This window comes from Zavarzinia sp., from assembly GCF_049306435.1.
In the GTDB taxonomy this organism is placed as follows: Bacteria; Pseudomonadota; Alphaproteobacteria; order Zavarziniales; family Zavarziniaceae; genus Zavarzinia.
This window is the reverse complement of sequence record NZ_JBAQRT010000150.1, coordinates 1-11433: the sequence shown is the minus strand read 5'-3', so window position 1 is coordinate 11433 and position 11433 is coordinate 1. Positions and strand designations below refer to the sequence as shown.

The 11433-nt window shown below is 67.1% G+C and carries 11 protein-coding genes; 6 read left to right on the top strand and 5 right to left on the bottom strand.

The genetic code is table 11. The features are described 5' to 3' along the window. Together WAZ62_RS08220 and WAZ62_RS08215 are read left to right on the top strand one after the other, a co-directional pair. Window positions 1-2140 (top strand): ATP-dependent DNA helicase (locus WAZ62_RS08220; protein WP_422643036.1); only part of this gene is annotated, 2140 nt, incomplete at its 5' end. Between the two features lie 49 nt (window positions 2141-2189). Then, window positions 2190-2603, top strand: a complete 414-nt coding sequence (locus WAZ62_RS08215) for a tellurite resistance TerB family protein (protein WP_422643035.1) — start codon at window positions 2190-2192, stop codon at window positions 2601-2603. Window positions 2604-2644: 41 nt separating this feature from the next. Here the strand turns inward: WAZ62_RS08215 and WAZ62_RS08210 are convergent, their stop codons facing one another. Beyond that, the gene (locus WAZ62_RS08210; protein ID WP_422643034.1) at window positions 2645-3283 is read right to left on the bottom strand and encodes a peroxiredoxin; all 639 of its coding nucleotides are present in this window, start codon (window positions 3281-3283) and stop codon (window positions 2645-2647) included. A 229-nt stretch (window positions 3284-3512) separates the two neighbouring features. On the opposite strand from WAZ62_RS08210, the gene WAZ62_RS08205 reads away from it, so the two are divergent. Together WAZ62_RS08205 and WAZ62_RS08200 are read left to right on the top strand one after the other, a co-directional pair. Continuing rightward, a complete protein-coding gene (locus tag WAZ62_RS08205; RefSeq protein ID WP_422643033.1) occupies window positions 3513-4028 on the top strand; it encodes a SixA phosphatase family protein in 516 nt (171 codons plus the stop codon). Next, the gene (locus tag WAZ62_RS08200) at window positions 4028-5560 is read left to right on the top strand and encodes a CHAD domain-containing protein (RefSeq protein ID WP_422643032.1); all 1533 of its coding nucleotides are present in this window, start codon (window positions 4028-4030) and stop codon (window positions 5558-5560) included. Before WAZ62_RS08205 ends, WAZ62_RS08200 begins: the two co-directional genes overlap by 1 nt. Window positions 5561-5573: 13 nt before the next feature. Here the strand turns inward: WAZ62_RS08200 and WAZ62_RS08195 are convergent, their stop codons facing one another. From WAZ62_RS08195 to WAZ62_RS08180, 4 genes are all read right to left on the bottom strand, one after another. Beyond that, entirely contained in the window at window positions 5574-6386 is an 813-nt protein-coding gene (locus tag WAZ62_RS08195; protein WP_422643031.1) for an ABC transporter permease, read from the bottom strand. Between the two features lie 11 nt (window positions 6387-6397). After that, window positions 6398-7435 carry an ABC transporter permease gene (locus WAZ62_RS08190; RefSeq protein ID WP_422643030.1) on the bottom strand — a complete coding sequence of 346 codons (1038 nt, stop codon included), beginning with the start codon at window positions 7433-7435 and terminating at the stop codon, window positions 6398-6400. 11 nt (window positions 7436-7446) lie between these two features. Further along, window positions 7447-8202, bottom strand: a complete 756-nt coding sequence (locus WAZ62_RS08185) for an ABC transporter ATP-binding protein (protein WP_422643029.1) — start codon at window positions 8200-8202, stop codon at window positions 7447-7449. A gap of 147 nt (window positions 8203-8349) precedes the next feature. Then, entirely contained in the window at window positions 8350-8778 is a 429-nt protein-coding gene (locus WAZ62_RS08180) for a response regulator (RefSeq protein ID WP_422643028.1), read from the bottom strand. Between the two features lie 399 nt (window positions 8779-9177). On the opposite strand from WAZ62_RS08180, the gene WAZ62_RS08175 reads away from it, so the two are divergent. Together WAZ62_RS08175 and WAZ62_RS08170 are read left to right on the top strand one after the other, a co-directional pair. Then, complete coding sequence (locus WAZ62_RS08175; protein ID WP_422643027.1) at window positions 9178-11166, top strand: hypothetical protein; 1989 nt, start codon at window positions 9178-9180, stop codon at window positions 11164-11166. A gap of 94 nt (window positions 11167-11260) precedes the next feature. Then, entirely contained in the window at window positions 11261-11416 is a 156-nt protein-coding gene (locus WAZ62_RS08170) for a hypothetical protein (RefSeq protein WP_422643026.1), read from the top strand. Window positions 11417-11433 lie beyond the last annotated feature (17 nt).

The following is an 11433-nucleotide window of genomic DNA, read 5'->3' as shown; positions in this document are numbered from 1 at the left end:
AGATCGCCCGGCCCAGGCCGATTACGCCGCCCTCGCCGCCGAAGCCTTCGGCCTTCGCGAGGCCGCGGGCGCGCCCCGGGTGGTGCTGGCGGAGGCGGGCACGGGCATCGGCAAGACCCTGGGCTATATCGCGCCCGCCATCGTCTGGGCGCGCAAGAACCGGGCGCCGGTCTGGCTGTCGACCTATACCAAGAACCTGCAGCGCCAGCTCGACCGGGAACTCTCCCGCCTCTACAAGGATCCGGCGGTGAAGGCGCGCAAGGCCGTCATCCGCAAGGGCCGGGAAAATTACCTGTGCCTCCTCAATCTCGAGGAAGTGGCGGGGCCGGGCGGCATCGCCCCCGGGGTTTCGGCGACGGCGATCGGCCTCGTCGCCCGCTGGGCGCGGTACACCCGCGACGGCGACATGGTGGGCGGCGATTTCCCGACCTGGGCGATCGAATTGCTGCAGGGCGCGCGGCTCGCCGCCCTGACCGACCGGCGCGGCGAATGCATCCATTCCGCCTGCGCCCATTTCCGCAAATGCTTCATCGAACGCAACCGGGCGCGCGCCAAGGCGGCGGAAATCGTCGTCGCCAACCATGCCCTCGTCATGATCCAGGCGGCGCTGGCCAGCGAGGCGGCCGACCTGCCGTCGCGCTATGTCTTCGACGAGGGCCATCACGTCTTCGAGGCGGCGGATGGCGCCTTTTCCGCCCAGTTGACCGGAGCAGAGGCGGCGGAAATGCGCCGCTGGGTGCGCGGCGCCGAGGCGGGGCACCGCCGCGCCGGCCGGGGCCGCGGCATCGACCGAAGGCTGGGTGATCTGATCGGCGGCGACGAATCGGCGGAAACGGCGCTGGCCGATGTTCGCCATGCCGCCGCCCAGTTGCCGGGCGAGGGCTGGGCCGCCCGGGTCGCCGGGGGCGAAGGCAATGGCCCGGTGGAGCGGTTGCTCGCCGAAATTCGCCGTTTCGTCACCGCGCGCGCGACGGACCGGCAAAGCCTCTTCGCGCTGGAAGCCCCGGTGATCGAGCCGCCGGCGGAGCTGGTCTCCGCCGCCCTCGATGTCGATGCCCTGCTGCGCCGCCTGGTCGAGCCGGCGGCGGCGCTGAAGGCGCGGCTGGCGACCCGTCTCGACGAGGAGGCGGAAGATCTCGACACGCCGACCCGCCTGCGGCTGGAAGCGGGCATCCGCAGCCTCGACCGCCGGGTGGTGCAGCCGGTCAATGCCTGGCGCTCCATGCTGCGGACCCTGGGCGAGGAAACGCCCGAGCAATTCGTCGACTGGATGGCGATTGAGCGCGAGCGCGGGCAGGACGTCGACGTCGGCCTGCACCGCCACTGGCTCGACCCGACGGTGCCCCTGACCGGCGCCCTGTTCGAGCGAGCGCACGGCGTCCTCGTCACCTCGGCGACCCTGCGCGACAGCGGCCCCAGCCTCGCCGACGACTGGCAGGCGGCGGAAGCGCGCACCGGGGCGGCCCATCTGATCCTGCCGGCGAAGCGGGCCAGTTTCGCCTCGCCCTTCGATTATGCCGCCGAGTCCCGGGTGCTGATCGTCAATGACGTGCGCCGCGACGAGCCGGACGAGGTCGCCGCCGCCTATCGCAGCCTGTTCCTGGCCGCGGGCGGCGGGGCGCTGGGACTTTTCACCGCGGTCGAGCGGCTGCGCCGGGTCCATGCAAGGATCGAGGCGCCGCTCGACGCGGCCGGCCTGCGGCTCTATGCCCAGCATATCGATCCGATGGATGTCGGCACCCTGGTCGATCTGTTTCGGGCGGAGGAAAACGCCTGCCTGCTGGGCACCGACGCGGTGCGCGACGGGGTCGACGTGCCGGGGCGGGCGCTTCGCCTCATCGTCTTCGACCGGGTGCCCTGGCCAAGGCCCAGCCTGCTGCACCGGGCGCGGCGCGACGCCTTCGGCGGCGCGACCTATGACGACATGTTGGTGCGTTTCCGCCTGCGCCAGGCCTTTGGCCGCCTGATCCGCCAACAGGGGGACCGGGGCGTCTTCGTTCTTCTGGACGGCATGACGCCCAGCCGCCTGTTGCCCGCCTTTCCGCCCGGCGTGCCGGTCGAGCGGGTGGGGCTGGCGACGGCGGTCCAGAGGGTACGCGATTTTCTTGGGCCGGATGGCGCCTTGCCGTCCGGCGGGTGATCCTCTATTCCTGCCGACCGAGAGTGCAGAGACAGGGACAATCAAAACCATGACCGAACGCATCAGCGCCCAAGACGCCTTGATCTGGGTGATGGTCTGCGTCGCCGCCGCCGACGGCAACATGACCGATGCCGAACTGCACACGATCGGCGAGATCGTGAAGACCCTGCCGGCCTTCAAGGGCTACGACGTCAACCGCCTGCCCGATTCCGCCCGGGCCTGCGGCGCCATGCTTCATGCCCCCAAGGGCATGGAAGAGGTGATGAGGATGATCGGTGGCGGCTTGCCGGTCGAAGCCCATGACACGGCCTATGCCCTGGCTTGCGAGCTGGCGGCGGTCGATGCCAAGCTGGAAATCTACGAGGCCCGCCTGTTGCAGATCGTGCGCGGCGGCCTGAAGGTCGACCGGCTGACCGCCGTCGCCATCGAGCGCGCGGTGCAGGCCCGCTACCGCCGGATCTGACCGGCGGGCAGGGCGGCGGCCGCCGCCCCGCCGCCTTCGCCTCAGCGGTTGGGCTGGGGCGTCACGCGCAGGTAAGGCTTCAGCGCCTTGTAGCCCCTGGGGAATTTCTCCGCGATCAACGCAGGGTCCTGCAGCGAGGGGACGATGATCACGTCATCGCCGTCCTTCCAGTTCACCGGCGTCGCCACCGAATAGCCATCGGTCAGCTGCAGCGAGTCGATGACCCGCAGGATCTCGTCGAAATTCCGCCCGGTCGAGGCCGGATAGGTCAGCGACAGGCGCAGCTTCTTCTTCGGATCGATGATGAAGACCGAACGCACGGTCAGCGTGTCATTGGCGTTCGGGTGGATCATGTCGTAGAGGTCGGAGACCTTGCGGTCCGTGTCCGCCAGGATCGGGTAGTTGATCGCCGTCCCTTGCGTCTCGGCGATGTCGCCGACCCAATTTCTGTGGCTGTCCACGGAATCGACCGACAGGGCGAGGACCTTCACGTTCCGCTTGTCGAATTCGGGCTTCAGCTTCGCCGTGTAGCCGAGTTCGGTGGTGCAGACCGGGGTGAAATCCTTCGGGTGAGAGAACAGGATGCCCCAGCTCGATCCCAGCCAGTCGTGAAAATGGATCGGGCCTTCGGTCGAGTCCTGCGTGAAATCGGGCACGATATCGCCGAGCCTGAGCGTCATCTGACAGTCTCCATGTGCAGCTAGGGTGGCGCGATGCGGCCACCGCCCCGATATCTGATACAATTCACATGGATGATTCAATGTCTATTATATATTACATAGAATTTATGGTTTATTGAGACTATTGGCCGCGCTATCCATCATGGCCCCGGCGCGGCTATGCTGTGACGGCCGCCGCCCTGGCGCCTGTCCCCGCCGGACCTGACTGTTTCTCCACACGGGATCACCGATGAAGACGATCATTCTCCTGCGTCACGCCAAGTCGAGCTGGGGCGAAGCCTCGGTCGAGGATTTCGACCGCTCGCTCAACCAGCGGGGCGAGCGCGCGGCCTCCCTGGTCGGGCAGTTCCTGCGGCACGAGGGGCTGCACCCCGATATCGTCCTGTGTTCCGCGGCGCGGCGCACCCGCGAGACCCTGGTCCGGGTGCAGGGCGCCTTCGGCGAGGACGTGCCGGCGCTGATCGAGCGGGAACTCTATCTCGCCTCGGCGACGACGCTGCTGGACCGGCTGCGCCGATTGTCGGACGATGCCGACCGGGTTCTCGTCATCGGCCATAATCCGGGGCTGGAGGATCTGGCCGCCACCCTGATCGAGCCGCAGGGCACGCCGCTCGAGGAAAAGCTGGCGATGAAATATCCGACCGCCGGTCTTGCCGTCATTTCGGCCGATATCGGCCGCTGGCACGACCTGAAGAAGCGAAGCTGCAAGCTCGACCTGTTCGTCATTCCGAAGGATCTTGTGTGATGGGTTCCGAAACCGAGCTGAAACTGGCGGTGGCGCCCGAGGATCTGCCGAAGGTCCGCCGCCTTGCCCTGCTCAGCCGGGGGAGCCTCGAGCCCGCGGCGACCAAGCATCTGAAGACCATCTATTTCGATACGGCCGACCGCCAGCTGGCCGCCGCCAAGATCACCCTTCGCGTGCGCGAGGACGGCCGGCGTCTCATTCACGGCGTCAAGGTCCCGCACAAGAGCCTGGCCGGCCTTGCCACCCGCCGCGAGTGGGAAGTCGAAAGTCGCAGCCCCGTGCCCGATTTCGACGCCTTTCCGCCCGGCACGGTCGATACGGTACTGGATACAAAGGCCCTATCCGCTGATCGGCTGGAAGCCGCCTTCGAAACCGACTTCCGCCGTTCGGTGCGTCGCCTTGCCCTTGGCACCGGCGGCGAGGTCGAAGTCGCGGTCGATGAGGGGGTGATCCGCGCCGCCGGCAAGGGCGAGGTGCCGATCTCGGAACTTGAATTCGAGCTGAAATCGGGTGAGCCGGCGGATCTCTTCGCCCTTGCCCTCGCGGTCGCCGAACAGGTGCCCCTTCGCGTCCTCGTCGCCTCCAAGGCGGAACGCGGCGCGCGCCTCGCCGCCGGCACGCTGGCGGCGCCGGCCAAGGCACCGCGCCTCGATATCGAGGCCGGCGAGACCACGAGCGATGCCTTCGGTCGCATCGTCACCGATTGCACCAGCCACTGGCTGGCCAATGTCGAAGCCGTGGCCGACGGCAGCAACGTCGAGGGCGTGCATCAGATGCGCGTCGCCCTGCGCCGGCTGCGCTCGGGTTTCAAGCTGTTCCGCAAGGTGCTGGGACCCGAGCCGTCACGCGCCCTGTCGGACGAGGTGAAATGGCTGGCCGGCAGCCTCGGCCCCGCGCGGGACTGGGATGTCTTCATCGGCGATGTCGCCGGCCCGGTGTTCGAATCCCTCGGCCCCGACGCGCGCTTCGACCGCGTCCTGCTGCAGGCGGAGGCCGAACGGCGCCTCGGCTATGGCATCGCCTGGCGCGCCATCGAGGATGAGCGGCACACCCGCCTCGCGCTGTCGCTCGGGCGCTTCGTCGCGGCCCGCGAATGGCGCGAGGATGGCGATGCCAAGCGTCTCGACGAGAGTGTGAAATCCTTCGCGGCGGAGACGCTGGACCGCCATTTCAGGCAGGTCCGGCGCAGCGGCCGGCACATCATGGCGCTCGAGCCCGAGGCGCTTCATGCCCTGCGCATCGAGATCAAGCGCCTGCGCTATGCCCTCGAATTCTTCGGCTCGCTGTTCGACGGGCGGGAAGTGCGGCGTTTCCTCGACGGGCTGGCGGGGTTGCAGGATTTCCTCGGCAATCTCAACGATCTCTCGGTCGCCCAGCGGCTGATCACCACGCTCGGCAAGGCCGATGCCGGCCGCGCCTATGCCGAAGGCGTGCTGACCGGTTTTTACGGCGCCTCGCTGGAGCGCAAACGCAAGAGCCTGCGCAGCCAGTGGGCCGAGGTCCTGGTGCAGGAGCGCTTCTGGCGCGACTGACCCGGCGTCGCAGTCAGGCCGCCTGAGGCGGCGGCCGGCGCTGCGGGTTCATCCAGGCTTCGAGCCGGGTCCAGGCCCGGGTCAGGATGAAGGTCAGCGCGAGATAGATCGCCGCGGCGTAGAGATAGATCTCGAACGAGAAGCTGCGGGCATAGGCCAGCTTGGTCTGGCCCATCAGGTCGAGGATGGTCACCACCATGGCGATGGCGCTGCCCTTGATCATCAGGATGATCTCGTTGCCATAGGCGGGCAGGGCGATGCGATAGGCGCCGGGCAGGATGATCCGGCGCAGCATCAGCCAGCGGTTCATGCCGAGCGCGCGGGCCGCCTCGATCTCGCCGGGCGGGATCGCCTCGATGCCGCCGCGCAGGATCTCGCCCGTGTAGGCGGCGGTGTTCAGGCTGAAGGCGATCAGCGTGCACCAATAGGCTTCGCGGAAGATGGGCCATAGCCCCGCGGATTCGAAGAAGGGCCGGAACTGGCCCGAACCGTAATAGATCAGGAAGATCTGCGCGAGCAGCGGCGTGCCGCGGAAGAAGAAGACATAGGAAACGGCCAGGGCGCGGAAGGGGGCGAATTTCGACTTCCGGGCCAGCGCGATCGGGATCGCCAGCAGGCCACCGATGGCCAGCGAGATGCCGACCATCTCGAGCGTGGTGCCGAGGCCCATGATCAGGCGCCAGCCGTATTTGTCCAGAAGCTCGACCTGGCCCTGGAAGACCGCGACGAACCAGGCCGCCGCCGACTGCAGGAACAGCAGGATGCCGTCGATGAAGGACGGCTCGGGCAGGAGAGCGGGGTCGACGGTATTGCTGCTCGGATCCATCGGTTTTCCCCTCAGGCCCGGCGCACGCCGCGCGAGGCCCAGCGCTCGATGCGGGTGGTCGCGATCATGGAAACCCCGGTGATGGCGAGATAGATCAGGCAGGCCACGCTGTAGAAGAAGAAGGGTTGCTTGGTCACGCCGACGGCGATGCTGGTCTTGCGCATCAATTCGTCGAGGGCGATGACCGAGACGAGGGAGGTGTCCTTGATCATGATCAGCCACAGGTTGCCGAGGCCGGGCATGGCGTAGCGCCAGACCTGGGGCAGCAGGATGCGCCTTATGGTCAGCCGGCGCGACATGCCGATGGCCCGCGCCGCCTCGAGCTGGCCCTTGGGCACGGCGAGAATGGCGCCGCGCAGCACTTCGGTCGAGAAGGCGCCGAAGACGAGGCTGAGGGCGACGACGCCCGCGCTGAACCCGTCGATCTGCACCGTGGTCGAGACGCAGATCCGCGCCGCGTCCTCGCCAAGGCCGATCAGGGCCAGCTTGTCGGGCAGGCCCGTGCCATCGCAGAGCAGCGGCAGGATGCCCGTCGACAGCAGGCCCTGCAGGCCGAACAGCAGGCCGTAATAGATCAGCATCAGGGTCAGCAGCTCGGGCAGGCCGCGGATCAGCGTCGTGTAGCCATTGCCGATGATGTTCAGCCATTTGTTCGGCGCGAGCTTGGCGCCCGCGCCAAGAAGGCCGATGGTGAGACCGATCGACAGGGAAATGACCGCCAGCTTCAGGGTCAGCTGAAGCCCGGTCCACAGATCGTCGCCCCAGCCACCCTTGCCGAAACTGATCAGGTCGATATAGAAGGTCGCGCCCGGCGCGATGTCGGCGACGACATCGTAGATCACGGTGCCGAGCCAGCCGAACACGGCACCCAGGATGTCGATCACGAAGCCCAGCAGCTGGCCGACCGGCCAGAAGATGAGGCCGAGCAACCACCACAACGCGCCGACGACAAGGGTGATGCCATGGACAAGGGCGATGACGGCGGCGAACAGCCAGCCGAGGACATCGCCGAATCCGGCGAGAAGGGGGGCGGCGGGGGCGGGGGCCATGACCGGACCGCCTAGAGGTGCTTGGCCAGGAACTGGCGGCAGCGCTCCGACGTCGGGCTGCGGAAGACCTGGGACGGCGGGCCTTCCTCCTCCACCTTGCCCTGGTGCAGGAACATCACCCGGCTGGAGACGTCGCGGGCGAAGGCCATTTCATGGGTGACCACCAGCATGGTGCGGCCTTCGTCGGCGAGGCTGCGCATGACCGCCAGGACTTCGCCGACCAGTTCGGGGTCGAGGGCCGAGGTCGGCTCGTCGAACAGCATGACGGCGGGATTCATCGCCAGCGCCCGGGCGATCGCCACCCGCTGCTGCTGGCCGCCGGACAGATGGGCGGGATAATAATTCCGTCGCTCGGCGAGACCGACCCGCTGCAACAGGGCCTCGGCCTCGGCCATGGCCTCGGTCCTGGATTTGCCGAGGACGTGGATCGGCGCCTCCATCACATTCTGCAGCACCGTCATGTGGGACCACAGATTGAAGCTCTGGAACACCATGCCGAGTTTCGAGCGGATACGGTCGACCTGACGCGGATCGGTCGGGATGTTGTGGCCGGACTTGTCGCGTTTCATCTGGATCAATTCGCCCTCGACGCGAATCTCTCCCGAATCGGGTGTTTCCAGAAGATTGATGCAACGCAGGAATGTGCTCTTCCCGGAGCCCGAAGCCCCGATCAGGGAAATGACGTCGCCCTTCACGGCCGAAACCGAAATCCCCTTCAGCACCTCGATATTGCCGAAGCGCTTGTAGACATTGTCTACCGCCAGCATCGCACCGTCCATGAACCCCGCCCGAACAGCCTGTCTATGACGGCAAGGCTAGTCGTTTCACGGCCATGCGCAAAGCCCAAACCCGAGCCGGCGCCGGATTCGCGGGCAGTCGGGTCGGCGTGGTGAAAAATCAGGCGGGATCGAAAATCAGGCGAGGTCGAAATTCTCGCCGCCGCCGTCCGTGGCCACCTTGGACAGGGCATTCATCATGACCGAGCGCAATTCGCTGATGGAATTGGGATTCTCGATGATGCCGATGACGCGCCGACGCGACGCGCGCGAGGCCATGTTCTGTCCCTGGTCGGTCAGCATGATGACGGGGGCGCGGGATCCCAGGCGTACCGCGCCGTCGATGACGACGGAGGAGGACCAGCCCTTCAGTTCCGCGTCGACCACGATCAGCTCGGGCCAGGTGCTCATGATATGGCGAAGGCCGGAATAGCCGTCGTGAGCGACGGTGACGGCGAAACCCCAGGACGACAGATGCTCGCGCAGATGCTTGCTGCGGTCGATGTCGCTGTCGACCAGCAATACCTGCGGTCCCTGGTGTGAATTGCCCGTCAATGCGTGTGCCATGTCGCCGCGCTTTCCATCACCACCGGTGCGCCCGGCAGTCACCCTGATTTGCCACCCTCCGGCCGTCACGTCTGATGTCCGGCCGGCCCCAGGGCGCTTATGTGCCCCGCAACTTTGAAGAACGGGGCGTCAGGGTCAAGGATCAAAGGCGCCATTTTCCCCCCGATTTCGGATGCGAGAAACGATCAGTTCAAAACGGATGCATATTCCGGATTGTCATCCGAATAGGGGATAAACAGCGTCGGTTCGGGTTCTGTTGGCGTGTATTACGGGGTCATGGAGCCTTGGTAAGGCGCTGCCGGATCCCCGGGCTCCCTGAGGGCAATCAGTAAATCCAAGTAACTGTGCGGGTTTTTTTAGTGGGGCCCGCGCCGGATTGAAGACAGGGGCAAAGTCATCATGAACGCGATCTCTTCCAAAAAGGCTGTTCTTTTCGCCACATCGGCGCTGGCTGTGCTCGCGGCTGCGGGCTTCGGTGCCGCGCAGGACGCCATTCCGGTTTCTGAAGACCAGTTCGGCTATGGCAGCCGCGCGGTCGCCGAGACCAGCTTCAATGTCGATCTGTTCGGCGGCGGTGACGAAAATGGCGGCACCTATGGCGGCGCGCCCACGATCACCATCCCCCTTGGCGACAAGATGGGCCTGCAGGTCGACGGCATCGCCGGCGCGACGGCGGACGAGAGCTTCTTCGCCGGCGGCGCGGCCCAGCTGTTCTATCGCGATCCGCAGCAGTTCCTGGTCGGCGTCGCCGGCGGCGGCTACTTCGTCGACAGCGTGAAGCAGTATGCGGTCGCGGGGATCGCGGAATATTATCTCGATAATGTGACGCTTGAAGGCCTGGTCGGTTACCAGACCGGCGACGTGACGGATGGCGCCTATGGCCGCGTCGGCCTGTCGGTCTACGCCAATCCCAACCTGCGCATCGGCGGCGGCGTCAGCTATTCGGAAGAAGCGAAGCTGGGTGGCGACGTTCAGGTCGAAGCCCTGCTGACCGATGTCCCGGGGCTCGCCCTGTTCGCCACCGGCGTGTTCGACGAACGCGGTTCGATGGGCTTCGGCGGCGTGCGCTTCTATCTGAACAGTGGCACCAGCCTGCTGGGCACCGATCGCACCAAGCAGTCGGCGGGCCCGACCCTGATCGGGATGCACCGCAACCTCGGCCGGCCGAATTTCTTCCTGAACGGCGGCGCCGGCTTCGGCCTGCGCCAGATCAGCCTCGTCGGCGGCGCACTGAACGGCGGTGATCCCTTCGGCGACGTGCATGATCCCGACACCCCGGTCACCCCGGTCGCGACCTGTGGCGACGGCGTCATCTGCTCGGTTGAGGATGTCCTCGGCAATCTGACCGACAACACGGCGCTCGAGCCGCTGACAGACCTCATCGATGCCCTGCTGAACCCGAATGATGGCGCCCTGTCGGCCCTGACCGGCGCGCTGGACGATCTGACCAGCTCCGCGTCGGGCCCCCTCGGCGCGGTCACGGATCTGGTGAACGGCCTCGTCGGCACGCAGAATCAGGCGCTGGAGCCTCTGATCGCCTCGCTGAACGATGTTCTCTCCGGCCTGACCGGTGGTCTGACCAATTCCGATATCGCCTCCGGCCTGCTGGGCGGTCTGGGCGGCACGTCCGCGGGCGCCACCAGTGGCGGCCTGATCGACGTGGTGCAGGGCACGGTCGGCAATCTGCTGGACGGCACGCCGCTGCAGGGTGTCGCCGATCTCGTTGACACGCTGGTCGATCCGCAGACCGGCGCGCTTTCGCCGCTGACCGGTCAGCTGAATGACCTGACCTCGACCGACGGCGGTGCGCTCGCGCCCGTCACCCAGCTGGTCGACGGTCTGGCCGGGGCGCAGAACGGCGCCCTCGATCCGGTGCTCGACACGGTGAATGGCGTGCTCTCGGGCGATCTTTCCGGCGCCAGCGCCGGCACTGATGCCCTGGCCGATATTCCTGTCGTCGGCGACCTGCTGGGCGGCCTCCTCGGCGGGCTGGACAGTGTCGGTGGCGCCACTTCGACCTCGGGCGGCGCGACGGGCGGCCTGATCGACGTGGTGCAGGGCACGGTCGGCAATCTGCTGGACGGCACGCCGCTGCAGGCGGTGGCCGATCTGGTCGACACGCTGGTCGATCCGCAGACCGGCGCGCTTTCGCCGCTGACCGGCCAGCTGAATGACCTGACCTCGACCGACGGCGGTGCGCTCGCGCCCGTCACTCAGCTGGTCGACGGTCTGGCCGGGGCGCAGAACGGCGCCCTCGATCCGGTGCTCGACACGGTGAATGATCTGCTCTCCGGTGGCCTCTCGGCCGGCGGCGGCACGGCGGCCCTGACCGATATCCCGGTCCTCGGCGGCCTGCTGAGCGGTCTTCTGGGGGGTCTCGGCGCCTGATGGGCCGCCGATGAAGGGGCCGCGGCCGGCTTTGCCTTGTCGCGGCCCTTTCGTTAAGGTTGAAATCTGTATTGCCTGAGCGGGATTGAACAAGATGCGCGCGCATTTCATCAGGGGGCTTGCCCTCGTCCTCGTCCTCGGGCTCGCGGCCCAGCTCGGCGCCTGCGGGTCCCGGCTCAACGGCGGGGCATCCGGCGGGACGGGCCGGGGCTCCTCGGTGGGCGGCGGCCTGTCGATTCCCTTCCCCTGATCGGCGCGGGGCGCGGC

Excerpts from the sequence above, each read along its gene's own strand:
- WAZ62_RS08215 (WP_422643035.1), top strand. The coding sequence starts at position 2,190 with ATGACCGAACGCATCAGCGCCCAAGACGCCTTGATCTGGGTGATGGTC.
- WAZ62_RS08210 (WP_422643034.1), bottom strand. The coding sequence starts at position 3,283 with ATGACGCTCAGGCTCGGCGATATCGTGCCCGATTTCACGCAGGACTCG.
- WAZ62_RS08205 (WP_422643033.1), top strand. The coding sequence starts at position 3,513 with ATGAAGACGATCATTCTCCTGCGTCACGCCAAGTCGAGCTGGGGCGAA.
- WAZ62_RS08200 (WP_422643032.1), top strand. The coding sequence starts at position 4,028 with ATGGGTTCCGAAACCGAGCTGAAACTGGCGGTGGCGCCCGAGGATCTG.
- WAZ62_RS08195 (WP_422643031.1), bottom strand. The coding sequence starts at position 6,386 with ATGGATCCGAGCAGCAATACCGTCGACCCCGCTCTCCTGCCCGAGCCG.
- WAZ62_RS08190 (WP_422643030.1), bottom strand. The coding sequence starts at position 7,435 with ATGGCCCCCGCCCCCGCCGCCCCCCTTCTCGCCGGATTCGGCGATGTC.
- WAZ62_RS08185 (WP_422643029.1), bottom strand. The coding sequence starts at position 8,202 with ATGCTGGCGGTAGACAATGTCTACAAGCGCTTCGGCAATATCGAGGTG.
- WAZ62_RS08180 (WP_422643028.1), bottom strand. The coding sequence starts at position 8,778 with ATGGCACACGCATTGACGGGCAATTCACACCAGGGACCGCAGGTATTG.
- WAZ62_RS08175 (WP_422643027.1), top strand. The coding sequence starts at position 9,178 with ATGAACGCGATCTCTTCCAAAAAGGCTGTTCTTTTCGCCACATCGGCG.
- WAZ62_RS08170 (WP_422643026.1), top strand. The coding sequence starts at position 11,261 with ATGCGCGCGCATTTCATCAGGGGGCTTGCCCTCGTCCTCGTCCTCGGG.